A 26,781-nucleotide genomic window follows, 5' to 3' on the forward strand; every position below is an offset into this window, starting at 1 on the left:
GAATTTACCGAGGAATTTATCCTCAATAGGCCATACTGAGAAAGCGCATTGTTGACATGAGTAAACCCAAAATGGCCAATCCAGATGATGGCCTCTTTAAACCGGGTAGCAAACTTAGACATATAAAGACCGGTGGATTTTATAAAGTGGTTTTGCTTGCCAATATAGAAGCCACACTTGAACCCGCCTACGTTTATGAATCCATGCAATCCCATGATTTTTGGATTAGACCTCAATCGGAAATGGAAGATGGGCGTTTTGAACTCATCTCGGAATGAAAGCAAACACAAATGTCTGAAGAACGAATCACCAACCTTGAAATCAAGCTGAGCTTTGCTGAAGATCTCATCGAAAAACTCAACGAGACGGTATACAAACAACAGCAACAAATTGAGTTTCTATATCGCGAACTGAAGGCCATTAAAGAACAGGCTGGTAGCGGTGGAGGCGGAGGCAGCAGCCTCAAAGATGAAATTCCACCCCATTATTAATACACATAAACAGAGAATAGCCCTTGATTTTTTAAGTCTGTAGTAATATCATTTTTGATATATATCAATATTGATATAATTCATGGATGACGAAATGGATAGTTGAGACACTAAATAATGCTGTAGATAATGAATTAGAGGCATTACCAGAAGATATACGGAGTCGCTTTGTAAGAGTTTGCGACTTGCTTGAAAAATTTGGGCCCACACAGGTAGGAATGCCCCATATCAAGAGTCTAGGAGCAAAGTTGTGGGAAATTAGAGCTTCAGGAAGAGATGGAATAGCAAGAGGTATTTATGTATGCACAGAAGGAAGAAGGATTGTCGTCTTGCATGCCTTTATTAAGAAAACACAAAAAACCCCTTCGCAAGCAATTCTTACAGCAACATTAAGAGCAAAAAACGCCAAACTATTATGACTAAGATATCAACCCTCCACAAACGCTGGCTAAAAGAGCCGACTTATAAAAAGGCATACGAAGAAAGCCAGATTGAATTTGAGATCGCCAAGGAGATTATTGAGGCGAGAACGAAAAGTGGTCTCTCACAAGAGGAGCTAGCAGCACTCATGGATACATCTCAATCCGCTATCGCTCGACTAGAAAGTGGCGCCTGCTTACCCTCCATGCGCACTTTGGCTAAGTTTGCAAAAGCTACGAATTCTCAGATTCAAATTCACTTTAAACAAATTAAACCTATAAAACATAAGGCTGCAGCCTGAGTTGCTGATAATATGTGCCCATTGAACGACACAACAAACAAAGGATGTATCCATGAGTAACTTAACGCTATTTCTGATCCAGTGGGGCTTAACCTCTTTATCCCTTTGGGTTGCCAGCTACATCTTTAGCGGTTTACGCTTTGCTGATGGTGGCTCGCTGTTGATTGCCGCCCTACTCTTGGGCTTTGCCAATGCCATCGTTAAGCCACTACTTATTCTTTTTACGCTGCCATTGACAGTCGTGACTATGGGCCTATTCTTGCTCGTAATCAACGCATTGGTATTGATGTTGGTTTCTGCAGTAGTCAGTGGTTTTACGATCTCTAGCTTCTGGACCGCATTCTTTGCCAGCATTTTTATTTCTTTGTTCAGCCTCTTTGTCAGTGGCTTAGTTTTCTAAGTCACTACTTGGCATCCTCCTGCTTCTACTTACTTGCAGGATAGATATTAGACCAAGGATGCAACGCAGTTTTGCATGGCTGCGACTTGGTCGCCAATGATTTAGCATTCTCGGCGGCGATACTGATGCCGCCAGTCAAAAAGCCTAGCCCAATAGAGACGGCACTATTTACAACCCCAGCCTTATTAACTCCAGTTTGTGGATTTTGTAAAGTGCCCTCGATCTTAACTAGGCCCGCAAGATCCAAACCTGTTGTGAGCCCTGATTTCTCTCTTGGGTTAATGGTGATATTCAGAGCCTCATTCGCAAGATTGATAGTGCCTGCAAGGGTAATATCAAGACGATCAGTTTCCACCCCAACAGAATTCTGAATATTCACGATGCCATTATTCATCGGCAGATAAGCAACCGCACAATCCAAAATAGTTTGATTCGATTTTGTATACATGGGGTTAATTGCATCTATTACAGTAATTACAAAGTCTCCGCCCTTGTTAATAAACTTGGAATCCAGTTTACTTGGGCCTACTGAAATCTGAACAACTCCATTAGCGCGACTGGCAATCTGATGTGGACTTATGCCACTCCCTCGCAAGTTCCATGCAACTTGTGTGTTGCCACCAGAAACCCTCGCTCCGGAATCGGCATTGGTAACAATCTGATCCAAGGCAAATCCTTTAGCCAAACCCGTGAAAGCAATTTTTGGGGTGGCGCCATCAAACTCAGCAATAGAAATTTGCGCTTGTGCGCTTCCTTTGCCAATATTAAAACTGACATCATTGGCATCAATCACGTTTTTCTTGAAATGCAAACTTGTCTTAAAGTTAGTAAACGGAGCTTGATCTGGTACCCCTAGTTCTGCAATATTAATATTGATCAAACCGTCAGCCAATGGCAAAAGATCGAAAGGCAATGCATCGTCTGAGAAAAAATACCTTCCCTGAGCTTGCCGGGGTTTTGCCTGGATAGTTTTTCCGCTTGAGCCAGCAATAGCAGCTGATCCCAGTAAAGGAGCAATATCAAACGATTTAGAGTCGAGATTGATACTGAATTGCGGCAAAGTCTGAGGCTTCTTATCAATTTCACCGGCTATTGATAGAGACTTGCCATTTAATGTCAGCACTAAATCAAGATCCATTTTGACTGGGGATTGATTCCAAGCTGAATATGCATTTCGTAATGAACCTATTTTTCCTTTTAGATTCAGGGTGTTGCTGTCATAGCGAAGGTCCATCAAAACCATCGCCTTTCCACCACTGCCATCAAGCGTAAATTTGGGCACCCTGATTGACTTGACGGCCTGGTTACCATCTTGGTAATGAATCTGCGCATCGACAATATTCATCGCTTCAAACGAGACGAACGTAGTGTCAGATGAGCTGCTAGCCGCTGTTTGCATTGTCGTTGTTTGGCTTGATGTTGTATTGGCAGCCAAGACTGGTGCAGCAAAGTTCCAATTGCCATCGCCCGATTTATTGGTTTGTAAATTGGCCTCTAAACCCAATACACCAATTCTGCTGATCTCAACATTCCCCCTGAGTAAAGGCCATATCCGAATATCTAATTCCACCTTTTTAAAAGTCAGCATATTCGGATCGCTTGCCCACGATGCATTACTTAAAGATAGTTGTTCAGCTTTGACGCTGATATTTGGAAAAAGACTTAGGCTGACTGGTCCAGTAATTTTTAATTCACGCCCAGTAGCCTCTTTTACAGAGGAACTCAGGAGTTGCGTTAATTGAGCGGGATTAACAAAGGATGATGCATACCAGACAGCCAAAACTGCCAAGGTAAGAAAGCCCGCAATGGCAATCAGCGTAATCTTTAGGGTTTTATTCACCCAACCATTCTAAATCGGCTAATCGAGAGATTGCTAAGCTCAATGCCCCCTAGACTAAAATGGGTCAATGAGCACAGATAACCTACCAAAATGCCCTGCTTGCCAGGAAGATATGACCTACCCCGATGGGGATAATTACGTTTGCGCTCAATGCGGCCATGAATGGCCTATCGCAGGTGTCGCCGAGGAGGCTGAGACTGGATTAATCGTTAAAGACGCTAATGGCAATTTACTGGCTGATGGCGATACCGTCACCCTCATTAAAGATCTTAAGGTTAAGGGCTCTTCCACCACCCTAAAAGTTGGCACCAAGATCAAGGGAATTCGCTTGGTATCTGGCGATCATGAGGTTGATTGCAAAACAGAAGCAGGCAATATGTTGCTCAAAGCCTGCTTTCTGAAAAAAGCCTAGATCTATACCAGCCTAGGCTTTTCCAAACTGTCGAGACTTAGGCGCTCGCCTTTTTCAGGACCGCATAAAGCTGATCCTTAAGAAGAAGCTTTTCTTTCTTCAAAGTCTCAATTTCTTCTGGGGTACTTGGTTCAGAGTGCGCCTCCATTCTCTGAATCTTTTGGTCTAAGTTATTGTGTTTATCAAACAAATGCGAGAAATGACGATCAGACGTTTTCAACTTGGTAATGAGTTCGCGATATTCAGGAAACATAGATCCTCTTGATATTTAGGTTGTACAAAATATTACGCTTTTAGTGTAGCAACCCTGCATTACAAGAACAATAGCTTGCTACATCTATTTATTTCGTTTCTCCTCTTGCAATCTGCAGGACAAACCCCATATAGGAATAGCAAATTACTGCTGAAATTTGCAGTAATATCCGTAGGTGTATTCGGCACAACAACTACCAAAAGAAGGGTAATAAACCATGGCTACAAAGAAGTCTCCAGCAAAAAAGAAAGTAGCTACCAAGGTGGTAAAAAAAGCCCCTGCAAAAAAAGCTGTCAAAAAAGTTGCCACTAAGAAAGTAGCAAGTAAGAAGATAGTGAAAAAGGTAGTGAAAAAACCAGTCGCCAAAAAAGTGGCAACGAAGAAGCCTGCTACAAAAAAAGTATCGGCTAAAAAAATACCAGCAAAGAAAGTTGCCAAAAAGACCGTTAAATCAGCCTCATCTAAAGCGCCCAAAGTAGATCAATATGGTCTGGAGCAAGATGATGAGTTTTACGGCTTGTATTTTGCAAAATCCACAACCAAGGGCTTGGTTGAAGTAAAACCATGCACCTTCTCCCTCATGTATTGGTGGAAAGGCTTACTTGGCTATCCCGACATGATCGAGATCTCCAAGGGAAGCAATACTGCAATGCTGCAGTTTGAATCTACTTTTGGCGGTGGTGATTCCGGCGAAACAGAGTTGACTGAAAAAGATGTACTCGATATCGATCACATCATTGAAGTTGACGAACAAGAGATGATGATTTCCCTCTACTCTTACGTACCTATTCCAGTACCAGAAAAGTTAGTTGGGGCTCTGAGCCTTGCGGTTCTCAACATTAACCCAGAAACTCGCTATGGCAGCCTTGAAATCTGCCCAACAGAGAATGAAGAAGGTGAAACTGAGCATTTCTTGCGCTATCGTGCGGCAACCTATTTGCGTGGCATCAAATCTGGCAAGGTAGAAGCTATTGAGAGCATGGTTACCAATGGCTCTGAATTCTTTGGTCTTGCTTTAGATGCAATGTGCGTCAATAAATCGATTAAAAAATGGTTGCTTAGCTAATTTAGCCTAGTAAATGGCAGATTAACTATCCGCCACTATCTGCAAAGGTAGATGTAAGTTATGGGAAAACGGTCATTGACCGTTTTTCTGCTTTCGAGAATCGTCACCGTTCTTTTGCCCTGCTTCTTGCATTCTGCAAGAGCAGCATCCTGCGCCTCACTCTCTTTTGCTGACTTAGGTGCATGCACACCAATCGTGCCATCAGACTGTTGATAGACGCCAAAATCACTCTGAGGTGTGGAACAAGCTGCTAAAGAAAAAAACGCCAGAAGAAATAAATAGCGACTATACATGTTGAATGCTGCCTAACAGATAAGAGATAAATGAATTCTATCTTAACCCCACCGTTTAAAAGCAGGATTTCTAGCCAAATTAGGAGACTCGGAAAAACCGATCTTTCAGCATTAGCGCAACCGATACAAGGCCGACCATGATAGGCACTTCCACTAAGGGGCCAATCACTGCAGCAAACGCAGCCCCTGAATTAATCCCAAATACAGCAATTGCAACAGCGATAGCTAGCTCAAAGTTATTACTAGAGGCTGTAAACGATAATGTACAGCAGCGCTTGTAATCAATGCCCATCTTAGTAGTGATAATGAATGTCAACAGAAACATCAGTACGAAAAAAACAAGCAATGGAATGGCAATGGTTACCACATCCATGGGCAATTGAAGGATCAGCTTACCCTTCATGCTAAACATCACCACAATCGTAAACAGCAAAGCAAGCAATGTGAGTTTGCCAATGCGCGGAACAAATACGTTCTGATACCACTCTTTAGACACAAAATGAAGCATGACATAGCGGGTTAAGAATCCAGCAACACAGGGCACACCCAAATAGATTGCAACTGTACGGGCGATCTCTGCAATAGTGACATTAACAACTGATCCAGCAAAACCAAAGTATGGCGGCAATACTGTTAAGAAGAAATAGGCGTACAAGCTAAAGAATAGAACCTGAAACACGGCATTAAAGGCCACCAAGCCAGCCGCATATTCGGTAGAACCTTTAGCAATATCATTCCAAACAATTACCATGGCAATGCAAGGCGCAATACCAATTAAAATCAATCCAGCCATGTACTCAGGCTGGTTAGGCACAAATAGAATAGCTAGGAAGAACATTAAAGTAGGCGCAACAATCCAGTTCAGCAGGAATGCCAAACCAAAAATCCGTTTATCTCTAAAGACGTCCGGTAGGTCTTCGTATTTCACCTTGGCAAACGGTGGATACATCATCAATATCAATCCAATCGCAATCGGGATATTCGTAGTGCCTGATTGAAAGGAGTTAATTAAATCCTCCGCCCCTGGAAAAAAATATCCCAAACCAATGCCCGCTGCCATAGCAGCAAAAATCCAAACCGTGAGGTATCGATCCAAAAACGAGAGTTTGCTGGTAACTGTATTCATGATGTGCGATGGATATCCTGAAGACTCATCGAATCTAATTTTTCCAACGGCATTGCAGCAAGAATATCAATACGTTTCTTGAGTCCATTCATGACCTCAACAAATGCAGTTTTCTGCTCTATATCGGTACCCTTTACTTTAGATGGGTCAGGAAAGCCCCAATGCGCTGTTGTTGGACTACCAGGCCAATATGGACATTGCTCTCCAGCTGCATCATCACAAACCGTAATAATGAAATCCATCTTTGGAGCATCAGACTTACCAAACACATCCCAGCTCTTGGAGTACAGCTTTACAGGGTCTAGACCCATCTCCACCGCCATTTCTCTTGCAATTGGATTAACGCTGGTGCCCGGAGTAGACCCAGCCGAATAGCCGACAAACTTCCCACTAGGATGAGTAGACGCGAGCGCTTCACCCAAGATGGAGCGGGCAGAATTGTGAGTACACAAAAATAAAATGTTGTATTGCTTCATTTAGTCTTCACTTTCTTGATTAACGATACCGGAATGCATGCTTTGCCACCGCAGCAGTTTTCAAGCAAGAACTCGCTTAAATCCTTCACCAAGACAGCATTTGGCCGATATATCAAGTTGCGACTTTGACGCTCCACCGACAATAAATCCGCCCCTACCAACTCTTTTAAATGAAAGCTGAGAGTGGCATTGGCAATCCCAAGTTTTTCAATAATTTCACTGGGAGTTAAACCTGTGTCACCACACTGCACTACTAAGCGAAAAATATTTAAACGAGTCTCTTGACCCAGCGCTAGAAACGCTTTGATGGCATCTGTGTTTTTCATATTTCCAATTATATAGAAATATATATTTCAGCAATATGACACTCTGAGCTTGAAACCAAGAGCTCTCAACCGTCAGACAACTGTCATATAAGTGTCATATACGCTTGAAAATAGCAAGAATAGAACGTAGGATTCACAAAGAAACGTTTCATATTCAACAACATTCGAGCCACGCATCCATAAAGGGAAAATCATGAGTCAAAAGAAATTGGTAAAGCAACTCTTTAAAAAGCTCGATAAGCTAGAGTCAGACAGAGAAAAGTTAATCGATAAGCTAGCGAAAGCCTTAGAGAAGCTAGATAAAAAAGAAGCTGCTAAAAAGGCTCCGGCAAAGAAAGCGGCAGCGAAGAAGGTGCCGACCAAGAAAACGTCGGCCAAAAAGGTTGCAGCCAAAAAGGCGCCATCTAAAAAGACCGCTTCTAAGAAAGTACCTGCCAAAAAAGTCGCTAACCCAAGCGAAGCTAGCTAATGGGTCACAAAGACAAAAATAAGTCAGAGCAATCTGGCTATGATGAACAACTTCGCCTTCTACAAATTGAGTTAGTCAAATTACAAAATAGTTTGATTAGCAAGGGGGATCAAATATTGGTCATCCTTGAAGGCCGCGATACAGCTGGTAAGGATGGCACCATCAAAGTTATTACTCAGCACCTGAGCCCAAGAGAAACGCGAGTGGTTGCCCTCGGAAAACCATCCGATAGCGAATCTGCAGAGTGGTACTTTCAAAGATACGTTGCCGAACTCCCCAAAAAGGGAGAATTTGTTCTGTTTAACCGGAGTTGGTACAACCGTGCTGGCGTTGAAGTAGTGATGAACTTTTGCACAAAGTCTGAGCACGCTAATTTTATGGGTACAGTGAATGAGTTTGAGTCTATCCTGGCTAGCTCAGGTATCACTATCCTCAAATACTATTTAGATATCTCCAAAAAAGAACAAGCTCTTCGCCTTGAAGATAGGGCAAAGGATCCGCTCAAACAATGGAAGATTAGTCCTATTGATCAGCAAGCACAGAAAAACTGGAATGCCTATAGCAAGTGTAGAAATGAGATGCTAGAAAAAACTAGTACAGTCGAAGCGCCTTGGATTGTTGTCAAGGCGAATGATAAAAAAGTAGCCCACATCAATATGATTCAAGATCTTCTCTCGAGGGTTTCTTACCCAGGTAAAGATAAAAACCTATTGAAGGCAAATAAAGACATTGCCTTCAAATCGGATGGGCAATTTTCTAAGCTAGAAAAGTAACTTCTCTAGAAAACTTCAGGGACATACATCTCTGGAGGTACTGGTCCTCGCAGATAATCGGGATTATGTACGCGCTTAGGCAATGTAATAACCGGGTGATCAATCTCTTTATACGGGATTTGACTCAACAAGTGCGTTATGCAATTTAGACGCGCTTTCTTCTTGTCATTTGCGGCGACCACCCACCAAGGCGCCTCAGGAATATGCGTGCGCTCCAGCATAGTCTCTTTGGCTTTTGTATAAGCCTCCCAGAGCCTTCTTGCCTCTAGATCCATTGGACTAAGCTTCCATTGCTTCAATGGGTCATGAATACGCATCATGAAACGGTTGTACTGTTCATCATCAGAGATTGAGAACCAATACTTAATCAGAATGATTCCAGAGCTAATCATCATGCGCTCAAGATCCGGAACTGTTCTCAAGAACTCTTCGTACTCGTCATCGGCACAAAAACCCATCACCTTCTCAACGCCAGCACGGTTGTACCAACTACGGTCAAACAATACGATCTCGCCACCAGCAGGTAACTGAGAAATGTATCTCTGAAAGTACCATTGGGTTTTCTCACGCTCATTAGGTGCAGGCAAAGCAACCACCTTACAGACGCGAGGGTTGAGTCGCTGAGTAATCCGCTTAATAGCACCACCCTTACCTGCGGAATCCCTTCCCTCAAATAAGACTGCGACTTTAAGCTTGTTCTCCACGACCCAGTCTTGGAGCTTGACTAACTCCCCTTGAAGTCTAAAGAGTTCACGAAAGTAAACGTTGCGTGGAATTTGGGAGGCTTCCTCACCATCAGGAGACAAGCGATCATCATCAAGCTCCATTTCAAGCTCTTCATCCATGCTATCAAGAATTTCCTCTTGAGCACGGCGATACCACTCAGCCATTTCTTTATGCTTTGATGTCATTTTCCTCACCTCTTAATAATACTTATAGCGAGTAAAGATGACAATTTTGTTACATCAAGGGTTGATTGCCTTTTAATTGATTGGAAATGGCCTCTTGGCTATGTAAAGCGAGCCATTTGCGATCTCTAGAGGCGCCTGGGGTAGCACCCACTGGCGGTATAAAGCACAACTCGACAATGAGTTGGCGATGACTCAGAATCTTTGCCATAGACTCCAGCAGACCCATATCCCCCACAAAGGCTGGCGCCTCACTTCTAGCTCCAGTTACGGAAGAACAATATGTAATCGCAAGGGAATACACCGGAACTTGAGCAATGACGGCAGATTCAAATAAATTGGGCTTAAACGGCAAAACACCCTCACCCTCTGTGGAAGTTCCCTCCGGAAAGATGCAAACCGAGTGACTCCCAAGAACATCACTCACCTCGCTAGCCACCTGTCTTCCATGGCGAGCGTTATCACGCTTAATAAATACCGTACCCAATTGCTTGGCCATCCATCCAAATACAGGCCATTTCTCCACATCCGATTTGGCCACAAATCGAATAGGCTTAAAGGCATTGATAGCATGAATGTCCATCCAAGAAATATGGTTTGACGCCAAAAGGAATGGTGTTGCAGGAAGGATTTCTGGGTGAATGAGCCTCAGATCAATTCCAAAAATATCTAATAATCTAATCGACCATGTCTGGATCAGTTTATTTTTGAGGTTCTGGTTAGCCAATGGAAATCGGCAAGATAGCGTAACTAAACCAGCAATGACATGGGACCATACCCTCAGCCAGGACCAAGCGATCCATATTCTAGGAAGCTGTTTTGAGGATTGATTTTGATCCATATAGAGCTGAAATATAAATCAAATTTCGAAATTATTTTCATCGTCATAAAACTGACTTAGAACTGTCATCCCAGTTTCATACTCGGTAGGCTTAATACTGTTTCATGATGCATTACAAAGCCATCTGGATTTCGGACGTACACCTGGGAACATCAGGGTGTCAAGCAAACTACCTCCTCGATTTCTTGAAGCATAACGAAGCTGAGAAATTTTATCTTGTTGGCGACATTATTGATGGCTGGAGACTCAAAAAGTCCTTCTACTGGCCACAAACTCACAACGACGTGGTGCAAAAATTGTTACGCAAGGCGCGTAAGGGCAGCGAGGTTATCTATGTTCCAGGTAATCACGATGAAAGCGCTAGACAGTTCTTCGGTCTTTCCTTCGGAGATGTCAAAGTCGTAGAAGAAGTGATTCATACGACAGTAGATGGTAGAAAGCTGTGGGTAACTCACGGCGACCAGTTTGATGGCGTGATGCAGTACGCCAAGTGGCTCGCCTACGTAGGCGATAACTTGTATTCGTTCATCTTATACGTCAACCGCTACTTCAATATGATCCGCGCCAAGATGGGTCTTCAGTATTGGTCTCTATCTCAATACCTTAAACACCAAGTAAAGAACGCAGTCAGCTACATCGCAGACTTCGAACACATTATGGCGAGAGAGGCTCGTTTAAGAGGTTGTGATGGGGTTGTGTGCGGACACATTCACAAGGCAGAAATTCGTGAGATTGATGGTCTTTTGTATTGCAACGATGGCGATTGGGTTGAAAGCCTTTCCGCCCTGGTTGAAACACAAACCGGCGAACTCAAAATTATTTACTGGACTCATATCAAGGGTGAGCCAGTTGAAACCCCTCAAATTTCCCTTTCACCTGCTATCGAATCACTTATCAAAGAGGCTGCGCTATGAAAATTATGATCATCACTGATGCATGGGATCCACAGGTAAATGGTGTAGTTCGAACACTGAAACAGACTCGTGCAGAGCTCACCGCTATGGGTCATGAAGTAGAAATGATTACTCCGATCGGTTTCAAATCAATTCCGTGCCCAACCTATCCCGATATCGCACTCTCCCTCTTTCCAGGCAAGGAAGTAGCACGTCGCATTAAAGAATTTGCCCCTGATGCCATGCACATTGCTACAGAAGGCCCCCTAGGATTATCTGCTCGTGCCTATGCAGTGAAAAATCAACTCCCCTTCTCCACTGCTTACCACACCCGCTTCCCTGAATACGTCAAAGCGCGCACTGGCATTCCATTGGCGATAACGTATGCATTTATTCGTTGGTTCCACAGCCCATCAATGGCTGTAATGGCTCCAACCATTGTCGTCAAAGATGATCTAGAAAAATATGGCCTAAAAAATGTAGTTCTATGGTCAAGAGGTGTCGATCTCGATATCTTCAAAATGCAAGAATCGAAAGCGCTAAACACAGCCCACCCAATCTTTTTGTATGTAGGCCGCGTTGCTGTTGAGAAAAACATTAATGCATTCTTAGAAATTGATTTACCGGGTTCAAAGTGGGTGGTAGGAGACGGACCAGCGATGGCTGGCATCAAAGAAAAATATCCAGAAGTGAACTATTTAGGTGTATTACAACAGCATGAGCTAGCAAAAGTGTATGCGGCGGCCGATGTATTTGTCTTCCCAAGCAAGACCGACACATTTGGTCTAGTTTTACTTGAGGCAATGGCTTGTGGCACACCGGTTGCAGCCTACCCAGTAACTGGCCCGATTGATGTCTTGGGCAACTCTAATTCAGGCGCTATGCATGAAGACTTGCGCGAGGCCTGCATGCAGGCACTTAAGATTCCACGTGAAGTGGCGCGGGCACATGCAGAAAAATTCTCTTGGCGCGCTGCCTCTGAGCAATTTGTCAATCACCTTAAGCCAGTGCCCACTCCTGAAGTTCATGTCACTGCGTTGGCCTAAAGAAAGTAAATGTTGAACGCTCCATATCATATCGACCAGAACCCTCACAAGGGCAATCGTGGTCTTGTAAGAGCATGGCATGCCGCTAAAAACTCGTGGTGCGGATTGGTCTATGCATTCATGGAGGAAAGCGCTTTTAGGCAAGAGCTGACCTTATTTGCCTTGTTAACACCTATCGCTAGCTTGCTACCGATTTCACTTCTCGAAAAAGCATTGCTGATTTCTGCATTAGTAATGGTTCTCGTGATTGAACTACTCAACTCCAGCGTTGAAGCGGCAATCGATCGCATCTCCTTTGAACATCACGACCTTTCTAAGCGAGCAAAAGATTTTGGCAGCGCTGCCGTCATGCTCGCTCTATTTGTTGCTGCGCTTCTATGGGCAGCGGTATGTATCCCCCTCATCATTAATGCTCACTAAGGCTAACTATGTCTGAAATTCCAAACCCAATCGGCTCATTTGAAATTTTTGCACCCAAGAAGGTCAAGGCCTTAAGAAGAAATAAGCCAAATGCCTTCCAAAAACTCTCGAAAAAGCTGGCCAAGAAACTATTTGGCAAGAAGTTTGCCTTAAAAACCAGAGCCGAGCTCAGGTCAGCCGACGTCATCCCGGTTACTCAGGTAGAGAAACCTAAAAAACCTGCCTTTCAGATTATTTGGGCAAGCACTCCAGGCGAAATCAAAGAAGCGCAACGTCTGCGTTACAAAGTTTTTGCTGAAGAAATGGGTGCAAACCTACCCAGTAATGCAGAGGGTTTAGATATTGATGAATTCGATGCTTATTGCGATCATCTATTAATTCGAGATCAAGATAGTCTTAAGGTAGTTGGTACTTATCGTGTATTGCCACCACACAAAGCATTAGAAATTGGCCGTCTTTATTCGGATTCTGAGTTTGATCTATCGCGCATTAACCACCTTCGCCCTAAATTGGTTGAACTGGGTAGATCCTGCGTTCATCAAGACTATCGCTCAGGAGCAGTCATCATGGCCCTCTGGAGTGGATTGGCTCAATATATGCAGAAGAATGGCTATGAAATCATGTTGGGTTGCGCCAGCATCCCCATGGCTGATGGCGGCCACTTCGCAGCAAGTCTTTACAACTCTTTAGGCAATGATCAAATGGCGCCAACAGAGTTTCACGCCTTCCCTCGCCTACCATTGCCCTTAGATAAACTTAATGGTGGATTAGATGTACAGCCCCCACCATTGATTAAGGGATACCTAAAGCTAGGGGCTAAAATTTGCAGCGCTCCAGCGTGGGATCCGGATTTTAATACCGCTGACTTATTAACCATGCTGCGTCTATCTGAAATTAACCCGCGTTACGCAAAGCATTTTTTAGGTATGTAATTAATAGGTTTGTTGCTTTACAAGAAAAGACCTACTTCAAATCAAGTGGGTCTTTTTATTTGTAGGTTAGCTTTATTTAAAACTAACTTGATAGGAGCGTCCGATTCTTTCCCATTCGGCAGCTTCCTTTAGGAGACTGAATTCTGTTAGGGGATGCTCAGCAGCCCAGCCTTTAGCAAGACTAACCAAGTAAGAACCATCGTGTTCAGAAACTTTTACTTTAGGAAGGCTAGAGTCATTACGGCCGCGGCACAGCACCTGGGCTAGCCGCAAACAAAAAAGCATGCGCCAATCTTCAAAACCATGATTATTTGCTAACTTACCCAATTTTCCAGTATGCCCAATCAATAATGCCGCAAGTCGAGCTTGGTCATTCTTAGAAAATCCTGGCATATCTGCGTTGCCGGCGATATAAGCGGAGTGCTTATGGTACCCATTATGGGAAATGGATAAACCAATTTCGTGTAAGTTAGCCGCCCATTGCAGCAGGGCCACGTTATCCGCTCTACTCTCAGATTCAGGTTTTGGTAGTTGCTGCAAAAAATCTGCTGCCAATTTTCCAACTCTATCTGCTTGCTCGCGATCAACCGAATAACGCTGCATAAATTGCTCAACGGTGACATAACGCATGTCATGATGCTGTGACCGACCCAGCAGATCATATAAAACCCCACTGCGTAAGGCGGCATCAGTGACTTCCATTTCTTCAATGCCCAACTCATCAAAGGCTGCCAACATAATAGCCAAGCCGCCAGGCCATACCGCTCTTCTATCATCCTTAAGACCTTCGAGCTCCACCTGATTGACATGCTCGTACTTCAAAAGATGTTTTTTGAGATTCTTCAAACCATCACGGGTAATGAGGCCACTGGCACCATTAACGCGACCCATTGTTAAGCTATCACCAAGCCCATTGAAATTATTATTGGCAATCAGATCAGCCAATGCTCTAGCAGTTCCAGAGGAACCAATCACCTGCTTCCAACCACTCTTTAAATAAGCCCCTGAAATAACCTGGATTTCTCGGCGTGCAGCGAGTTCTGCTTCTTTGAAGGCATGCGCATCAATATTACCTTTTGGAAAAAAACGCAGACTATGCGAGACGCAGCCAATATAAAGACTTTCCATGAGCTTTGGCTCATAACCCTTACCAATAATAAATTCAGTAGAGCCGCCACCAATATCCACCACCAATCTATTGCCTTGTACTGCTGGCACTTCATGGGCTGCGCCTATGTATATCAAACGCGCTTCTTCGACGCCGGCAATCACTTCAATAGGGAAGCCTAAGGCCTCTTGTGCATCTTCAACAAACTGCTGGGCATTCTTAGCAACTCGTAAGGTGTTGGTGGCAACAGCACGGACATTGGCTGGATCAAACCCACGAATTCGCTCACCAAAGCGTTTAATCGCGATCAATCCCCGTTGATAGGCATCGTTACCAAGTAATTTATTTTCAGTAAGGCCTGCAGCCAAGCGCACTGTCTCGCGCAGTGTGTCGATAGGACGTAGTTGCGTTCCCGAGGGTGTATTTACAGCCTGAGCCACTAACATCCGAAAACTGTTAGACCCCAAATCAACCGCAGCAACAAGGTCTGCTGAGACTGCTAATGGTTCTACGGGATTACTGGCCAATATCTTCCCCAAAATGGAATGCTGTTTTAATTATGTCTATTTTATGTAAAAACCATGACATATTAATGAAAACTACAGCAGGCCGACCTAGCTAGGGGCAAAGGGGTTCCTAGGCTGCTAAGTTTTGTTCTGAGCTTGAGCAATCTCGATTGCCAAAACTACATAAAATGCAGCAATCTCCGGACTTGGGCTTCAAAATTGCACTGCATGAACGGCAGCGGTATAAATGCTGGGCACCCTCTTCAGAGCTCATGATTTCAGAAGCTTGGCAGTAGGGGCAGGTAACAATAGATTGCGGATGATTGATGACTTGGTTCACAACGTAATAGTGAACGACGATTGTTTCAGCAATGTGTCAATCGCGATCTAATGCCTAATCAGTGGTACTAGGACTCCAGAATGCCTGCGTAACAAATTCTTGATCTGCAATCTTGGCAATCAATTGATCCATCTCTTCACCATCAACGGCAGATGCCGTGAGCACCACCTGAATCTCGACATCCTCACTACCAAATTGATGCACTTCAATATCTTGAGTTTGATAGCCCGCCTCTTCTAAGGTTCTAATAAACTGCTTTAGAGCATGCTTTTGGGCATGTTTTGGGGTGATGATATAAACAGAATTAGTTACTTCAACCGCTTCAGTATCCAGAGGTTGTTTATTAATCAAGCTAACTACCGGACGCAATAAGGTATTTGCCGCAAGTACAAATATCGTGGCTAGACTAGCCTCCAGAATTAAATCAGCACCAGCGCAGGCACCAACCGCTCCAGATGCCCACAAGGTAGCTGCAGTATTAATCCCTCTGACATTACCCTCCTCGCGCATGATGACGCCAGCACCGAGGAATCCAATCCCAGAAACCACGTATGCCATGACATGGACTGCGCCCTCATGTCCCGTCAGGCGATTAGCAGCGTCAACAAATATGGCTGCACCCAGTGCCACTAAGATATTCGTTCTTAACCCTGCAGTACGCTGACGATACTGACGCTCTAAACCAATTAAGCCGCCAAGAGAAAAAGCTGCGCAAAGACTAATTGCAGTGTCAGTTAATGACGCAAAATTAATATTATTAATGAACTCCATAGAGGATTTATTCAACTCCAGTTTTTGTGCAGGAGTCTGAAGAAGTATTTTTCAGGCGACATTTATCCCGATTCTGGATAATAGATTGCTCCAATACGGGATCAACCGATGAACTCTCCTTTGCGCCCATCCTGAGTGCAAGAGGAATGTATTGTGCTAGATTCTCAGTCATAAACTTAAAAGTTGGGTTACAGAAAGACTTAAAACATCTTAATCCAAATTTATGGCAGTTTTCTTACCAGAAATTGGAGCAAATGCCCAAATGCAAAACCTCAACCCTCTTGAGTTTGGGCCTGTACCATTGAAGTTAGTAAAAATGTGGATTTGTCATATTTGTTTGCTAGGATTGGGCATAACTTAATCCATCGGTTGAATGAACATGAGCAAATATCAATATGAAGATGCGGTCAAGCAGCTACAAGAGTCCGGCAGCATCGGGCTTGTAGACCTCAAAAATCTTCCTCACGAGGATCTCGTAGAGCTATTCGAAGAAATTAAGGTGTGGTGCCTCTATGCCAACGGCAAGACAGAGAAGCTGCCCAAAGAGTCTAAGAAGAAGAAAAAGAAAAAGAAAGACTAAGTATTTAGCACCAAAGCAGCACTTAGGCCACTACCCGCTCTTTAGGGAAGCGCAGCATGAACTTACTGCCTCTTCCGGGGGTACTTTCAATTAGCAATTGAGCTTGATGTCGATTAGCAATATGCTTAACAATAGCTAAACCTAAACCAGTGCCTCCGGTATCTCTTGAGCGGCTTCTATCCACCCGATAAAAGCGCTCTGTTAATCGAGATAAGTGCTCGGATGCAATTCCTGGGCCAGTATCTGTAACCGAAAATTCGCCCTGCCCCTGATCATTCACACTCCATTGAACATCGATTGACCCGACATCTGGTGTATAACGAATAGCATTAGAAACTAAATTACTAAATGCGGAGAGAATCTCTCTTTCATCACCCAGCAAATCTCTCCTTGAGTTGACATCAAATCTCAATGAATGCTTTCCTTGCGAGAGCGCTTCCGCATCGTTCTTTAGCAAGGCCATTAATGTTTCAACCTTTACTACAGTATTAGTAGCTGGCAATGCATTGGACTCTAAATTAGCCAGCGTCAATAAATCCTCAACCAAACTCTTCATTCTCTGTGCTTGCGACATCATCATGTCGAAGTACTGATCCTGTTGTTCTTTCTTTAAATCTAGTGACTGAACGGTTTCCAGAAAGCCCATTAATACAGTAATTGGTGTACGCATCTCATGTGAAACGTTAGCCACGAAATCACGACGCATTGCATCTGCTTTTTGTAAATCCGTAACATCCTGAACTAAAAGAAGATGACGCTTTTGACCGAAGGGAAAGGCCTGCAACATCAAACTTAAGCTGCCATCAGACCCCATGCGCTCCATTAATAGAGGCTCTTCGAAATTACGCTTATTGAGATACTGTATAAATTCAGGGCGACGAATTAAAAAATTGATGCGTTGCATTACATCACGCTTAAAGATCAGTCCAAAAAATCTCTCCGCAATACTATTGCACCATTCAATTTGATCACCCTCATCTAGCATGACTATTCCATTTGGCGACGCCTGGAACGCCTCAATAAAATGATCATGTTGTTGTTCAATGCTGCGAATGCGTTGCTTTAGATTTCTAACCAAACGTTGCAACCTAAAAAACACCTCTTCCCAAAAACCGCTGGGTAATGGCATATTTTCAACGGCATCCGCAAGAACATACTTCCTAAGCCGCGCTAAATTAATGTATGCATAGACGAGGGGTATTGAAAGCACTGAAATTCCAGAAGCAATAGCCCACTCTGCACCCCAAAATGACAGGGCAATAAAAGCCGCAATAAATGCGACACAAATGATGACAAAAAAGCGGGTGAGCACTGAGAGCATGCTGCAATATTAGAGCATCTCCAAAATCAACTGGAGATTTCTAGAAAATACCTAAATAGAGGCTTATGCCTCGGTTGGCGTCTTGGTTATTCGGTAACCACTACCCCGAACAGTCTCTACATAGCGCTCACAATCATAAGGCGCCAATGCGGCCCTTAAGCGCTTAATATGAACGTCAACCGTTCTTTCTTCTATATAAACCTCGCTACCCCAAACCTTATCCAACAGACTAGCGCGGGAGTGAACACGTTCTGGATTGGCCATAAAAAATTGCAGCAAGCGAAACTCTGTTGGACCCAAAGCAACTGACTTTGCCTCCTGATTAGGCCAAACTGCTAGCACGCGATGAGAGCTTGGGTCTAGCTTTAATGGACCAATCGTCAATGGGCCCGTATCTTCAATGGGTGATTGTCTCCGCAGTATTGCCCTAACCCTAGCGATAAGCTCTTTGGGGGAGAATGGCTTAGTGACGTAATCATCCGCACCAGAATCAAGCCCAAGAACCTTGTCGGCCTCTTCGCTTTTTGCGGTAAGCATGAGAATCGGCAAACCCTTGGTCCGCTCGTTGGCTCGTAGCTCTTTGGCAAATTGCACGCCAGACTTACCAGGCATCATCCAATCTAAGATAATAAGGCTGGGCAACTGGTCTTTCATCATTGCCAATGCAAGATCTGTCTGCATTGCCTTCTCCACTTCATAACCAGCATGAGACAGATTTATCGCAATCAATTCTGCAATTGATGGCTCATCCTCAACTATGAGTATGCGGTGAGTCATTATGAGAGATCCTGGTTATTGTCTATTTGCTTCGCGGACCAAATCTTCATGCGGAATATGGCGAACATCAGAACCCTTAGCAATATAGATTACAAACTCTGCAATGTTTTTTGCATGGTCACCAATTCGTTCAATCGCTTTAGCAATGGTCAGCATATCCAAGCCCGTACTAATCATATGTGGATCCTCGGACATATAGGTAATAAGCTTGCGAACAAAACCTCTGAACTCTTCATCAATCTGACGATCTTCCTGGACCACTTCAGCTGCCGCAATGGTGTCTAAACGCGCAAACGCATCGAGACTGCGACGTAATAATGAAATGGCCATTTGCCCTGATAATCGAATCTCAGCAACGTTAATGTTGTGCGGTAAACCAGATTCAATTAAGCGCTTTGTACGCTTAGCAACACGCTCAGCTTCATCACCTGCGCGTTCAAGATTTGTAATCGCTTTTGATACTGCCATGACGAGACGTAAATCTCGTGCTGTAGGCTGTCTGCGGGCGATCAATTCAGTACAAGCCAAATCAATCTGAATCTCTAAGTCATTTACTAATTTTTCATTTTCGATCACTACATTGCATGTATCGATATCCATTTGTGTAAATGCGCGCATTGCTGTGGCAATTTGCGACTCTACAAGACCACCCATCTCAAGCAATCGACTTGAGAGTGAGTTAAGGTCGGCATCAAACTGTGATGATAGGTGTTTATCTGGCATGTGTGTCTCCAATTAACCGAAGCGACCAGTAATATAGTCTTCGGTTTCTTTGCGCTTAGGCTTAATAAATATCTCGTCTGTTTTGCCGTACTCAATCAGACTGCCTAAATACATATAAGCGGTGTAATCTGAAACACGGGCAGCTTGCTGCATATTATGAGTCACAATCGCAATGGTGTAATCATTTTTGAGCTCATGAATCAACTCTTCAACCTTGCCCGTTGAAATTGGGTCCAACGCTGAGGTTGGTTCATCCAACAAGATTACGGATGGTTTTACGGCTACACCACGAGCAATACACAAACGTTGCTGCTGACCGCCGGAGAGAGATAAACCACTCTGATTTAATTTATCTTTAACCTCATTCCATAGTGCCGCCTTATTTAATGCCCACTCAACGCGTTCATCCATTTCAGAACGCGAGAGCTTTTCGTAAAGACGCACACCAAAAGCGATATTTTCATAAATTGACATTGGGAATGGTGTCGGCTTTTGAAAAACCATACCAATTCGCGAGCGCAGCAAATTCAAATCTTGGCCCGACTCAAGAATATTTTGACCGTAGAAATTAATCTCACCCTCAGCGCGCTGACCTGGATAGAGGTCATACATGCGATTTAAAGTTCTTAGGAGTGTTGATTTTCCACAGCCTGATGGGCCGATGAATGCGGTAACCTTACCTTGTTCAATATCTAAATTGATCTTTTTAAGCCCCTGAAATGCGCCGTAATAAAAATTTAGATTGCGCACTTCAATTGCATTAATTGCCGCTTTTTGCGGTTCTTGATTTACCGTATCCACTCTACCCCCTTGACTATCCACCTGATTTAAGTCAAACATTGTTCTCATATTACTCATCATCCCCGAACCTTTTCTCGAAATACCACACGAGCAAGGATATTTAGCCCTAGCACTGCAAATGTAATCAGCAAAGCGCCACCCCAAGCAAGATCAACCCAGTTGTCGTAAGGGCTCATTGCAAATTGGAAGATCACCACTGGCAAATTTGCCATGGGCGCATTCATATTAGTAGAAAAGAATTGATTATTTAGAGCGGTAAACAATAAAGGCGCCGTTTCACCACTGACTCGTGCAAGAGCAAGCAAAATACCAGTCATCACACCACTCTGAGCTGCGCGAAGTGTAATCATAAATGCAACTTTCCATTTTGGAGTTCCCAAGGCATAGGCTGCCTCTCGTAAACTTCCAGGAACCAAGCGAAGCATATTCTCTGTAGTGCGCACAACAACTGGTATTGCAATTAGCGCCAAGGCGATAGTGCCTGCCCAACCAGAAAAATGACGAACCTGAGCAACTACAAATGCATACACAAATAAACCGATAACGATTGATGGGGCCGATAACATGATGTCTGTTACAAATCGCGTAATCGCCGCCACCCTACTCCGATCACCATACTCAGATAGATACAAGCCAGCCAATACACCTACTGGAGTGCTAATTAGCGTACAGCAACCTATCAACATTAGACTGCCCACAATTGCATTAGCAAGACCGCCACCATCAGAACCTGGCGCTGGAGTACTGTGCGTAAAGAGATCTAAGTTGATAGAAGAAAAACCTTTAACCACTAAAACACTTAGAATCCAAAACAAGAAAATCATTCCCAGACCCATGGCAAACATCGACAGGGTAAGACCTATCTTATTAGCACGTTTGCGCCGAGCAAACACTTCTGGATTGATGTTAGTTGCTTTATTCATGACTTCAGGCCCTGCTTCTTCTCCATATTGTTTAGCATCCACTTGGCGCATGCCAAAACAATAAAGGTGATAATAAAAAGTGCGAGGCCAAGTGCAAATAAAGAAGAAAGGTGATTTCCTGCCTCAGCCTCACCAAACTCATTTGCCAGGGTCGATGCAATAGATGTGCCCGGGGCAAATAGAGATGCAGATAATCTCTGTGCATTTCCAATCACAAACGTTACGGCCATAGTTTCGCCAAGTGCTCTACCCAATCCCAGCATCACACCGCCAATTACCCCAGCCTTGGTATATGGAAGCACCACATTCTTAACCACTTCCCAGGTTGTACAGCCAATACCATAGGCCGACTCCTTGAGAACTGGCGGAACAATTTCAAATACATCGCGCATCACAGAGGCTATAAATGGCAGAATCATCATTGCCAAGATCAGACCAGCGCAGAGCACACCAATGCCGTTGAAAGCACCAGAAAATAAGATACCCAAGCCTGGAATCTTGCCGAGAGTAGCCGCAAGCGCTGGCTCAACATACTCAGCAAATAACGGTGCAAAAATAAACAAGCCGAACATGCCATAAATGATGGATGGAACAGCAGCCAACAACTCCACCGCAGTACCCAAAGGACGACGCAATGGACCCGGACAAAGCTCAGTCAAGAAGACGGCAATACCGAAACTCAAGGGAACGGCTATTAATAGCGCAATGATAGAGGTAACCAGGGTTCCATAAATTGCAATCAAGCCACCGAACTCACCATTCACAATATCCCACTCTTGAGTAAAGAAAAAACCCAAACCAAAAGTGTGGAGCGCTGGCCAAGCATTCATCACCAGAGAAACAATGATGCCCAATAAAGCAATCAAGACACTACAAGCAAAAAACTGGGTAATTCCATGGAATAAAAAATCCTGCACACGCTGAATCTTGGCGATTCGCAGCGCTTGAGGCGTTGGAGCTGAGTGAGATTGAGCGTTATCTATCATCATTTGCATGCATTTAAACAGCTAAACAGCCCCACCCTAGTGGAGCTGTTTGATATTTCAGTAAACAGGTTGATTGGCAAATTTTACTTGGTGACAATCTTGGTGAAAACATTCTTGCGAATGAAGTCAGTTGTTTTGTCAGGCATTGGAACGTAATCTAATTCTTCCGCCATCTTCTTGCCATCCTTGAAGGCAAAGTCAAAGAACTTAATCACTTCAGCAACGTTGGCTTTGTTTTCTGGGTTCTTATAAATTAAGATGAATGATGCACCAGTAATTGGCCAAGATTTAGCACCAGGTGCATTCGTAATGAATGTGCCCATACCTGGAATGGCAGCCCAATCAGTGCTAGCAGCCGCTGCAGCAAAAGTAAGGTCATCTGGAGCAACAAACTGACCATCTTTATTTTTCAAAGATATAAATGTCATCTTGTTTTTCTTGGCATAGGCATATTCAACATAGCCGACAGAATTCTTCACGCGAGTTACGTTTGCCGCAACACCTTCATTGCCCTTACCGCCCACAGTTGAGGCTGCAGGCCACTTCACAGAAGCGCCAGAACCAACAGAGTCTTTAAACAAAGAACTGGTTTTAGCTAGGTAATCAGTAAAAATCGCTGTAGTACCAGAACCATCAGCACGCACAACTACAGTAATTGGGCCGCTAGGAATCTTTACACCTGGATTCATGATGGCGATACGCTTATCACCCCAATCTGAAATCACACCCTGGAAAATATCAGCCAAAGTAGGACCATCCAATTTGATCTCGCCTGGCTTTACGCCGTCAACGTTGATGACTGGAACCACACCACCAATAATCGCCGGGAACTGAACCAAACCATCTTTTTCTAAATCGTCAAACTTTACTGGATTATCAGTCGCCCCAAAATCCACTGTTTTTGCCTTGATCTGCTTAATACCGCCAGATGAGCCGATAGACTGGTAATTTAAGTTTGAGCCCGTTTTGGCTTTGAAAGCTTCTGCCCATTTAGCATAGATTGGGTATGGGAACGTAGCTCCCGCACCAGTCATATCAACTGCAAATGCCGCTGGAGCCAGTGAAATAGCACCAATAACCAAGGCTTTTTTCAAGAAAGATTTCATTTATTCAGTCCTTAAATTGAATATGCGCAACAACGCGATATGAGAACGATACGATTGGAATATGACAGCTATATGACAAGTCTGTGACGCCCCCTAAACCTCATTAAATAGCTCTCTAAATGGGGTTTCTGTGATTTCACTCGGGATCTAGACGACCCATACGTCACACAAATAACCAAAGAAAAACCACCCCGCAGGGTGGCTTTTTATCTCAGTCAGAGCACTCTAGTTTTGAGGGCAGGCGTTTGCAAGTGGTTTACCAGCAATCCGATCTTTCACCCACGCTATATAGAAGGGCTTAGAAGAGCCCGGTGTCGTAAAGTGCGACTGCTCCCCTGGCAATTGCATTCTTCCAACATTGCCACCCAGTTTGCAGGCTTGCTCTTGATAGAGCTTATGCATCATTGGCGGCACGGCGGTGTCCTTTGTACCGAAGTAAATCTGTACTGGGGCAATTGGTTTTACAACAGGCACACCACCCTTTTGCATCGCCTGAGCCCAAGCAAGCGTATTGGTGGGGGCTGTCTTCAATAAACTTGCGTAAGTTGATGCGTAGTTAAAGTTAAATGTATCGCTAGCTGGATGCATACACTTATTGCTGTAGATCTCATTGGCTACCTTGACACCCTCATCCGTAAAAATATCGCTTAGCTTGAGATTCGGAAAGGCTGCTTGAGTTCCCCAGTAATACATCGTTGCGTGAGTGAAATTAAAGATGTTATCCAAGAACATCTTTTGTGAAGTCTGTAGGTATTTATCTGCAGCAGCTTGATCAAGCTTTCCAGCAGGGGCCAATATAGAAATATCTTGCGGCGCTAAGGCAACAAAACCAACGATCTCAAGATTATCGGCAACCGTACCAGTTTGCTTGATGTAATCAGGCATGCCAGCCAAGGCTATCGTTGCTCCACCACCTTGTGACCATCCATACACTAAGGTCTTTTTATTGGCGCCTGTTTCTTTCATAGAAATTACAGCACGAGCGGCATTAAGCGTATCCATACCATTCGTAGCGGCAACGCTATATTGATGTCTTCCGCCACTACCTAAACCTTGATAGTCTGTTGCCACTAGAACATAACCTTCTTTAATGAACTCTTCAGCCGCAGGAACACCGTAATCAGTCCAAGAGTTACCGCCCACCAAGAAATACTCATTCAAGGGAACTGCAGGGTCAAGCACTTGTGATGGACCACAGTTCTGCGCTGATCCTGTTGTGCCATGCGCCCAAGTCATAACAGGTCGGCCACCTGCTGGAGCCTGCCCCACTGGAGCAACTACTAATCCAGTTGAAATTGTTTTACGACCAGAGATATCAGACGAGATATAGGCAATTCTCCATGCCTGAGCACCTTTGATGGATGTCTCAATTTTCTCCTGCTTGATGACCTGCCCCAACTTACCCTCGGGAGCCAGCTTCATTACAGCAGCGTAGAAAGGAGAAACGGGTGGATCAGCATGTGCTGCTGAAAAACCAATTCCAAGTAAAGAGCCAACAGCCAAAGTGGAGAGTATTTTTTTCATTATCTAGACGGTTAAATGAGAGCCAAAACCATATTAAACACCATCTTTTAAAGGCCATGGGGCAAGGCATTTTTGACCTACATTGCAGTGCTAATATCAGTACTTACCCAAACCCCATCAGGATCTTGCAATGCCCTTTGAGAACAGCCCCAGCCATTCAAATAATAGATTGATGCAAGGCATCTTCCCCATCATCACCACCCTTTTTATTTATTTGAATCTGAGCTTCTCGGTGCAAGCTCAAGAAAAACCTGTCATTCAATATGCGCCGGTCAATGGCGTGAAATTAGCCTATTACTTAAAAGGTAAAGGCGACCCCATGATTATGATCATGGGTTATGCAGGTACTTTGAGTGCATGGGACCCAGCCCTACTTGAAGAGTTAGCAAAAAATAACCAACTGATCATTTTTGACAATCGCGGTGCTGGACTATCTACCGACACCAAAGAAAACAACACCACCATTCCGCAAATGGCAGATGATGCTGCAGCGCTTGTGAAATCACTAGGCTTTCAGAAGGTCAATGTGTTCTCCTGGTCTATGGGGGCTAGGATTGGTCAACAGCTCGTTATCAGACACCCAGACCTCGTGAGCAAAGCGATTCTGTGCGCCCCTAACCCAGGCGGTAAATATCAAATTGGTATTACTAAAAAGGTAAGCGAGGAATTAAACAACCCAAGTCTTTCTCTCATGGAGAATTTCGAGTTATTGTTCCCCACAACACCTGAAGGTAAAGCCGCCGCCAAGATGGTGTTCGAGCGATGGTCAGCAGCAAAAGCTGCGGGAACCATCCCCGATGACTTTGTAGTTTCTAAAGAAACTAAGGCTCGTCAGGTTCGTGCTCGCACCACACTTTGGGATGCCGATAACCAAAACTACAAAGACTTAAAGAATATTAAGATTCCCGTTCTCGTTGCGGATGGCCGCGAAGACATTATCGACAATCCGAAAAACTCCGTGATTATTGCTAATCAAATTCCATTTGCTTGGTTAGCGTTTTACGAGGGTGGGCATGCTTTCCTATTTCAGAGCTATAAGAAACTATCTGAAACTGTGAATGTCTTTCTACAAAAAGACTAGATTTTGCAAGATAAAAGCCACCCGAGGGTGGCTTTTTGTTATGGCGGAGAGGGAGGGATTCGAACCCTCGGTAGGTTTGACCCTACGCCTGATTTCGAGTCAGGTACATTCGACCACTCTGCCACCTCTCCGAGTTGAGAAATCATTATAGCCAGCGATATATAAAGCCATGTGGGCAGTATTGACTAAATCCTTAGTTAACCAGGCTTATTTAGCCCCATTAATATATGTATACGTTTATGTATCCATACAAGGACTTATTTGTGAATATCCGCATTTCAAAATGGGGCAATAGCCTGGCACTTCGCATTCCCGCTGCAATCATCAAAGAAATCAAACTTAAGGAGGGGGATAAAGTTGAAGCAACCCTATCAAGCGATGGATCAATAGTCATCAAACCTCAAAAACTAGATCGCAAAACACTATCCAAAATGACTAGGGAGTTAAGAGACTCTATGAAAATGGGGAAATCTGTGATGGATGAGATTCGCTCCGGAGCTCGCTACTAATCTTCTATATAGATACAAACGTTTTGGTTAGTATCTGCA

The 26,781-nt window shown here is 44.0% G+C and carries 35 protein-coding genes and 1 tRNA gene; 16 read left to right on the forward strand and 20 right to left on the reverse strand.

Going from position 1 to position 26,781, the window contains the following annotated elements; genetic code table 11:
• Positions 1-56 precede the first annotated feature (56 nt).
• The 5 genes from ICV36_RS05945 to ICV36_RS05965 all read left to right on the forward strand — a co-directional run bounded on the left by ICV36_RS05945 (position 57) and on the right by ICV36_RS05965 (position 1,612).
• A complete protein-coding gene (locus ICV36_RS05945) occupies positions 57-278 on the forward strand; it encodes a hypothetical protein (RefSeq protein ID WP_215399734.1) in 222 nt (73 codons plus the stop codon).
• A gap of 12 nt (positions 279-290) precedes the next feature.
• Positions 291-491 (forward strand): SlyX family protein, encoded by a 201-nt coding sequence (locus tag ICV36_RS05950; protein ID WP_215399736.1) that lies wholly within the window; start codon positions 291-293, stop codon positions 489-491.
• Between the two features lie 86 nt (positions 492-577).
• Positions 578-910, forward strand: coding sequence for a type II toxin-antitoxin system RelE/ParE family toxin (locus ICV36_RS05955; RefSeq protein WP_215399738.1), 333 nt, complete (start codon positions 578-580; stop codon positions 908-910).
• Positions 907-1,212, forward strand: coding sequence for a helix-turn-helix transcriptional regulator (locus ICV36_RS05960; protein ID WP_215399739.1), 306 nt, complete (start codon positions 907-909; stop codon positions 1,210-1,212). Before ICV36_RS05955 ends, ICV36_RS05960 begins: the two co-directional genes overlap by 4 nt.
• A gap of 52 nt (positions 1,213-1,264) precedes the next feature.
• On the forward strand, positions 1,265-1,612 hold the full coding sequence (locus ICV36_RS05965) for a phage holin family protein (RefSeq protein ID WP_215399741.1): 348 nt from the start codon (positions 1,265-1,267) through the stop codon (positions 1,610-1,612).
• A 25-nt stretch (positions 1,613-1,637) separates the two neighbouring features.
• Here ICV36_RS05965 and ICV36_RS05970 read toward each other — a convergent pair whose 3' ends face one another.
• On the reverse strand, positions 1,638-3,452 hold the full coding sequence (locus ICV36_RS05970; protein ID WP_215399743.1) for an AsmA family protein: 1,815 nt from the start codon (positions 3,450-3,452) through the stop codon (positions 1,638-1,640).
• Between the two features lie 67 nt (positions 3,453-3,519).
• Between ICV36_RS05970 and ICV36_RS05975 the strand changes: the two genes are divergently transcribed.
• Positions 3,520-3,864, forward strand: a complete 345-nt coding sequence (locus ICV36_RS05975) for a zinc ribbon domain-containing protein YjdM (protein ID WP_215399745.1) — start codon at positions 3,520-3,522, stop codon at positions 3,862-3,864.
• 37 nt (positions 3,865-3,901) lie between these two features.
• Here ICV36_RS05975 and ICV36_RS05980 read toward each other — a convergent pair whose 3' ends face one another.
• Positions 3,902-4,117, reverse strand: a complete 216-nt coding sequence (locus ICV36_RS05980; protein ID WP_215399747.1) for a YdcH family protein — start codon at positions 4,115-4,117, stop codon at positions 3,902-3,904.
• A gap of 217 nt (positions 4,118-4,334) precedes the next feature.
• Between ICV36_RS05980 and ICV36_RS05985 the strand changes: the two genes are divergently transcribed.
• Complete coding sequence (locus ICV36_RS05985; RefSeq protein WP_215399749.1) at positions 4,335-5,183, forward strand: hypothetical protein; 849 nt, start codon at positions 4,335-4,337, stop codon at positions 5,181-5,183.
• Positions 5,184-5,218: 35 nt separating this feature from the next.
• Here ICV36_RS05985 and ICV36_RS05990 read toward each other — a convergent pair whose 3' ends face one another.
• The 4 genes from ICV36_RS05990 to ICV36_RS06005 all read right to left on the reverse strand — a co-directional run bounded on the left by ICV36_RS05990 (position 5,219) and on the right by ICV36_RS06005 (position 7,404).
• Positions 5,219-5,476: a hypothetical protein gene (locus ICV36_RS05990; protein ID WP_215399751.1), complete on the reverse strand. Its 258-nt coding sequence runs from the start codon at positions 5,474-5,476 to the stop codon at positions 5,219-5,221.
• 79 nt (positions 5,477-5,555) lie between these two features.
• Positions 5,556-6,602: an ACR3 family arsenite efflux transporter gene (arsB, locus tag ICV36_RS05995; RefSeq protein ID WP_215399752.1), complete on the reverse strand. Its 1,047-nt coding sequence runs from the start codon at positions 6,600-6,602 to the stop codon at positions 5,556-5,558.
• Positions 6,599-7,078, reverse strand: coding sequence for an arsenate reductase ArsC (locus tag ICV36_RS06000; RefSeq protein WP_215399754.1), 480 nt, complete (start codon positions 7,076-7,078; stop codon positions 6,599-6,601). Before ICV36_RS06000 ends, arsB begins: the two co-directional genes overlap by 4 nt.
• The gene (locus ICV36_RS06005) at positions 7,075-7,404 is read right to left on the reverse strand and encodes a helix-turn-helix transcriptional regulator (RefSeq protein ID WP_215399756.1); all 330 of its coding nucleotides are present in this window, start codon (positions 7,402-7,404) and stop codon (positions 7,075-7,077) included. The genes ICV36_RS06000 and ICV36_RS06005 overlap by 4 nt, the downstream gene beginning before the upstream one ends.
• Before the next feature lie 193 nt (positions 7,405-7,597).
• Here ICV36_RS06005 and ICV36_RS06010 point away from each other — a divergent pair, with 193 nt between their 5' ends.
• Positions 7,598-7,873 (forward strand): serine/threonine protein kinase, encoded by a 276-nt coding sequence (locus tag ICV36_RS06010; RefSeq protein ID WP_215399758.1) that lies wholly within the window; start codon positions 7,598-7,600, stop codon positions 7,871-7,873.
• Positions 7,873-8,646, forward strand: a complete 774-nt coding sequence (gene ppk2 / locus ICV36_RS06015) for a polyphosphate kinase 2 (protein WP_215399759.1) — start codon at positions 7,873-7,875, stop codon at positions 8,644-8,646. Before ICV36_RS06010 ends, ppk2 (ICV36_RS06015) begins: the two co-directional genes overlap by 1 nt.
• Before the next feature lie 5 nt (positions 8,647-8,651).
• On the opposite strand, the gene ppk2 (ICV36_RS06020) is transcribed toward ppk2 (ICV36_RS06015), so the two are convergent.
• Positions 8,652-9,557: a polyphosphate kinase 2 gene (gene ppk2 / locus ICV36_RS06020; RefSeq protein ID WP_215399761.1), complete on the reverse strand. Its 906-nt coding sequence runs from the start codon at positions 9,555-9,557 to the stop codon at positions 8,652-8,654.
• Between the two features lie 49 nt (positions 9,558-9,606).
• Positions 9,607-10,395, reverse strand: coding sequence for a 1-acyl-sn-glycerol-3-phosphate acyltransferase (locus ICV36_RS06025; protein WP_215399763.1), 789 nt, complete (start codon positions 10,393-10,395; stop codon positions 9,607-9,609).
• A gap of 104 nt (positions 10,396-10,499) precedes the next feature.
• Here ICV36_RS06025 and ICV36_RS06030 point away from each other — a divergent pair, with 104 nt between their 5' ends.
• Genes ICV36_RS06030 through ICV36_RS06045 form a run of 4 tightly spaced genes read left to right on the forward strand, consistent with a single transcriptional unit; the run spans position 10,500 to position 13,686 of the window.
• Complete coding sequence (locus ICV36_RS06030) at positions 10,500-11,309, forward strand: UDP-2,3-diacylglucosamine diphosphatase (protein ID WP_371743192.1); 810 nt, start codon at positions 10,500-10,502, stop codon at positions 11,307-11,309.
• Complete coding sequence (locus tag ICV36_RS06035; RefSeq protein WP_215399765.1) at positions 11,306-12,334, forward strand: glycosyltransferase family 1 protein; 1,029 nt, start codon at positions 11,306-11,308, stop codon at positions 12,332-12,334. Before ICV36_RS06030 ends, ICV36_RS06035 begins: the two co-directional genes overlap by 4 nt.
• Before the next feature lie 9 nt (positions 12,335-12,343).
• Positions 12,344-12,754, forward strand: coding sequence for a diacylglycerol kinase (locus ICV36_RS06040; RefSeq protein WP_215399767.1), 411 nt, complete (start codon positions 12,344-12,346; stop codon positions 12,752-12,754).
• Positions 12,755-12,762: 8 nt separating this feature from the next.
• Positions 12,763-13,686, forward strand: coding sequence for a GNAT family N-acetyltransferase (locus ICV36_RS06045; RefSeq protein ID WP_371743193.1), 924 nt, complete (start codon positions 12,763-12,765; stop codon positions 13,684-13,686).
• 72 nt (positions 13,687-13,758) lie between these two features.
• Here the strand turns inward: ICV36_RS06045 and ppx are convergent, their stop codons facing one another.
• From ppx to ICV36_RS06055, 3 genes are all read right to left on the reverse strand, one after another.
• Positions 13,759-15,321, reverse strand: coding sequence for an exopolyphosphatase (gene ppx, locus ICV36_RS06050; RefSeq protein ID WP_215399768.1), 1,563 nt, complete (start codon positions 15,319-15,321; stop codon positions 13,759-13,761).
• 109 nt (positions 15,322-15,430) lie between these two features.
• Positions 15,431-15,640, reverse strand: coding sequence for a GDCCVxC domain-containing (seleno)protein (locus ICV36_RS10305; RefSeq protein WP_371743194.1), 210 nt, complete (start codon positions 15,638-15,640; stop codon positions 15,431-15,433).
• 54 nt (positions 15,641-15,694) lie between these two features.
• On the reverse strand, positions 15,695-16,411 hold the full coding sequence (locus tag ICV36_RS06055; protein WP_215399769.1) for an MgtC/SapB family protein: 717 nt from the start codon (positions 16,409-16,411) through the stop codon (positions 15,695-15,697).
• A gap of 379 nt (positions 16,412-16,790) precedes the next feature.
• Between ICV36_RS06055 and ICV36_RS06060 the strand changes: the two genes are divergently transcribed.
• Positions 16,791-16,991 (forward strand): hypothetical protein, encoded by a 201-nt coding sequence (locus tag ICV36_RS06060; protein ID WP_215399770.1) that lies wholly within the window; start codon positions 16,791-16,793, stop codon positions 16,989-16,991.
• Between the two features lie 22 nt (positions 16,992-17,013).
• Here the strand turns inward: ICV36_RS06060 and phoR are convergent, their stop codons facing one another.
• The 8 genes from phoR to ICV36_RS06100 all read right to left on the reverse strand — a co-directional run bounded on the left by phoR (position 17,014) and on the right by ICV36_RS06100 (position 25,152).
• Positions 17,014-18,312 (reverse strand): phosphate regulon sensor histidine kinase PhoR, encoded by a 1,299-nt coding sequence (gene phoR / locus ICV36_RS06065; RefSeq protein WP_215399771.1) that lies wholly within the window; start codon positions 18,310-18,312, stop codon positions 17,014-17,016.
• A 63-nt stretch (positions 18,313-18,375) separates the two neighbouring features.
• Entirely contained in the window at positions 18,376-19,089 is a 714-nt protein-coding gene (gene phoB / locus ICV36_RS06070) for a phosphate regulon transcriptional regulator PhoB (RefSeq protein WP_215399772.1), read from the reverse strand.
• A gap of 15 nt (positions 19,090-19,104) precedes the next feature.
• Positions 19,105-19,812, reverse strand: coding sequence for a phosphate signaling complex protein PhoU (gene phoU, locus ICV36_RS06075; RefSeq protein ID WP_215399773.1), 708 nt, complete (start codon positions 19,810-19,812; stop codon positions 19,105-19,107).
• Positions 19,813-19,824: 12 nt separating this feature from the next.
• Entirely contained in the window at positions 19,825-20,673 is an 849-nt protein-coding gene (gene pstB / locus ICV36_RS06080; protein ID WP_251374937.1) for a phosphate ABC transporter ATP-binding protein PstB, read from the reverse strand.
• A complete protein-coding gene (gene pstA / locus ICV36_RS06085; protein ID WP_215399774.1) occupies positions 20,670-21,536 on the reverse strand; it encodes a phosphate ABC transporter permease PstA in 867 nt (288 codons plus the stop codon). Before pstA ends, pstB begins: the two co-directional genes overlap by 4 nt.
• Positions 21,533-22,522 (reverse strand): phosphate ABC transporter permease subunit PstC, encoded by a 990-nt coding sequence (gene pstC, locus ICV36_RS06090; RefSeq protein WP_251375131.1) that lies wholly within the window; start codon positions 22,520-22,522, stop codon positions 21,533-21,535. The genes pstA and pstC overlap by 4 nt, the downstream gene beginning before the upstream one ends.
• Positions 22,523-22,605: 83 nt before the next feature.
• Entirely contained in the window at positions 22,606-23,628 is a 1,023-nt protein-coding gene (gene pstS / locus ICV36_RS06095; protein ID WP_215399777.1) for a phosphate ABC transporter substrate-binding protein PstS, read from the reverse strand.
• 225 nt (positions 23,629-23,853) lie between these two features.
• Positions 23,854-25,152, reverse strand: coding sequence for a lipase family protein (locus tag ICV36_RS06100; RefSeq protein WP_215399779.1), 1,299 nt, complete (start codon positions 25,150-25,152; stop codon positions 23,854-23,856).
• Positions 25,153-25,324: 172 nt separating this feature from the next.
• Here ICV36_RS06100 and ICV36_RS06105 point away from each other — a divergent pair, with 172 nt between their 5' ends.
• Positions 25,325-26,233: an alpha/beta fold hydrolase gene (locus ICV36_RS06105; RefSeq protein ID WP_215399781.1), complete on the forward strand. Its 909-nt coding sequence runs from the start codon at positions 25,325-25,327 to the stop codon at positions 26,231-26,233.
• A gap of 41 nt (positions 26,234-26,274) precedes the next feature.
• Here ICV36_RS06105 and ICV36_RS06110 read toward each other — a convergent pair.
• Positions 26,275-26,364, reverse strand: a tRNA-Ser gene (locus tag ICV36_RS06110).
• Positions 26,365-26,496: 132 nt separating this feature from the next.
• Here ICV36_RS06110 and ICV36_RS06115 point away from each other — a divergent pair.
• Positions 26,497-26,742, forward strand: coding sequence for an AbrB/MazE/SpoVT family DNA-binding domain-containing protein (locus tag ICV36_RS06115; protein ID WP_215399783.1), 246 nt, complete (start codon positions 26,497-26,499; stop codon positions 26,740-26,742).
• Positions 26,743-26,781: the final 39 nt, after the last annotated feature.

This window comes from Polynucleobacter sp. MWH-UH35A (genome assembly GCF_018687075.1).
Taxonomy (GTDB): Bacteria; Pseudomonadota; Gammaproteobacteria; order Burkholderiales; family Burkholderiaceae; genus Polynucleobacter.

Excerpts from the sequence above, each read along its gene's own strand:
- ICV36_RS05945 (WP_215399734.1), top strand. The coding sequence starts at position 57 with ATGAGTAAACCCAAAATGGCCAATCCAGATGATGGCCTCTTTAAACCG.
- ICV36_RS05950 (WP_215399736.1), top strand. The coding sequence starts at position 291 with ATGTCTGAAGAACGAATCACCAACCTTGAAATCAAGCTGAGCTTTGCT.
- ICV36_RS05955 (WP_215399738.1), top strand. The coding sequence starts at position 578 with ATGACGAAATGGATAGTTGAGACACTAAATAATGCTGTAGATAATGAA.
- ICV36_RS05960 (WP_215399739.1), top strand. The coding sequence starts at position 907 with ATGACTAAGATATCAACCCTCCACAAACGCTGGCTAAAAGAGCCGACT.
- ICV36_RS05965 (WP_215399741.1), top strand. The coding sequence starts at position 1,265 with ATGAGTAACTTAACGCTATTTCTGATCCAGTGGGGCTTAACCTCTTTA.
- ICV36_RS05975 (WP_215399745.1), top strand. The coding sequence starts at position 3,520 with ATGAGCACAGATAACCTACCAAAATGCCCTGCTTGCCAGGAAGATATG.
- ICV36_RS05980 (WP_215399747.1), bottom strand. The coding sequence starts at position 4,117 with ATGTTTCCTGAATATCGCGAACTCATTACCAAGTTGAAAACGTCTGAT.
- ICV36_RS05985 (WP_215399749.1), top strand. The coding sequence starts at position 4,335 with ATGGCTACAAAGAAGTCTCCAGCAAAAAAGAAAGTAGCTACCAAGGTG.
- ICV36_RS05990 (WP_215399751.1), bottom strand. The coding sequence starts at position 5,476 with ATGTATAGTCGCTATTTATTTCTTCTGGCGTTTTTTTCTTTAGCAGCT.
- arsB (WP_215399752.1), bottom strand. The coding sequence starts at position 6,602 with ATGAATACAGTTACCAGCAAACTCTCGTTTTTGGATCGATACCTCACG.
- ICV36_RS06000 (WP_215399754.1), bottom strand. The coding sequence starts at position 7,078 with ATGAAGCAATACAACATTTTATTTTTGTGTACTCACAATTCTGCCCGC.
- ICV36_RS06005 (WP_215399756.1), bottom strand. The coding sequence starts at position 7,404 with ATGAAAAACACAGATGCCATCAAAGCGTTTCTAGCGCTGGGTCAAGAG.
- ICV36_RS06010 (WP_215399758.1), top strand. The coding sequence starts at position 7,598 with ATGAGTCAAAAGAAATTGGTAAAGCAACTCTTTAAAAAGCTCGATAAG.
- ppk2 (WP_215399759.1), top strand. The coding sequence starts at position 7,873 with ATGGGTCACAAAGACAAAAATAAGTCAGAGCAATCTGGCTATGATGAA.
- ppk2 (WP_215399761.1), bottom strand. The coding sequence starts at position 9,557 with ATGACATCAAAGCATAAAGAAATGGCTGAGTGGTATCGCCGTGCTCAA.
- ICV36_RS06025 (WP_215399763.1), bottom strand. The coding sequence starts at position 10,395 with ATGGATCAAAATCAATCCTCAAAACAGCTTCCTAGAATATGGATCGCT.
- ICV36_RS06030 (WP_371743192.1), top strand. The coding sequence starts at position 10,500 with ATGATGCATTACAAAGCCATCTGGATTTCGGACGTACACCTGGGAACA.
- ICV36_RS06035 (WP_215399765.1), top strand. The coding sequence starts at position 11,306 with ATGAAAATTATGATCATCACTGATGCATGGGATCCACAGGTAAATGGT.
- ICV36_RS06040 (WP_215399767.1), top strand. The coding sequence starts at position 12,344 with ATGTTGAACGCTCCATATCATATCGACCAGAACCCTCACAAGGGCAAT.
- ICV36_RS06045 (WP_371743193.1), top strand. The coding sequence starts at position 12,763 with ATGTCTGAAATTCCAAACCCAATCGGCTCATTTGAAATTTTTGCACCC.
- ICV36_RS06055 (WP_215399769.1), bottom strand. The coding sequence starts at position 16,411 with ATGGAGTTCATTAATAATATTAATTTTGCGTCATTAACTGACACTGCA.
- ICV36_RS06060 (WP_215399770.1), top strand. The coding sequence starts at position 16,791 with ATGAGCAAATATCAATATGAAGATGCGGTCAAGCAGCTACAAGAGTCC.
- phoR (WP_215399771.1), bottom strand. The coding sequence starts at position 18,312 with ATGCTCTCAGTGCTCACCCGCTTTTTTGTCATCATTTGTGTCGCATTT.
- phoB (WP_215399772.1), bottom strand. The coding sequence starts at position 19,089 with ATGACTCACCGCATACTCATAGTTGAGGATGAGCCATCAATTGCAGAA.
- phoU (WP_215399773.1), bottom strand. The coding sequence starts at position 19,812 with ATGCCAGATAAACACCTATCATCACAGTTTGATGCCGACCTTAACTCA.
- pstB (WP_251374937.1), bottom strand. The coding sequence starts at position 20,673 with ATGATGAGTAATATGAGAACAATGTTTGACTTAAATCAGGTGGATAGT.
- pstA (WP_215399774.1), bottom strand. The coding sequence starts at position 21,536 with ATGAATAAAGCAACTAACATCAATCCAGAAGTGTTTGCTCGGCGCAAA.
- pstC (WP_251375131.1), bottom strand. The coding sequence starts at position 22,522 with ATGATAGATAACGCTCAATCTCACTCAGCTCCAACGCCTCAAGCGCTG.
- pstS (WP_215399777.1), bottom strand. The coding sequence starts at position 23,628 with ATGAAATCTTTCTTGAAAAAAGCCTTGGTTATTGGTGCTATTTCACTG.
- ICV36_RS06100 (WP_215399779.1), bottom strand. The coding sequence starts at position 25,152 with ATGAAAAAAATACTCTCCACTTTGGCTGTTGGCTCTTTACTTGGAATT.
- ICV36_RS06105 (WP_215399781.1), top strand. The coding sequence starts at position 25,325 with ATGCAAGGCATCTTCCCCATCATCACCACCCTTTTTATTTATTTGAAT.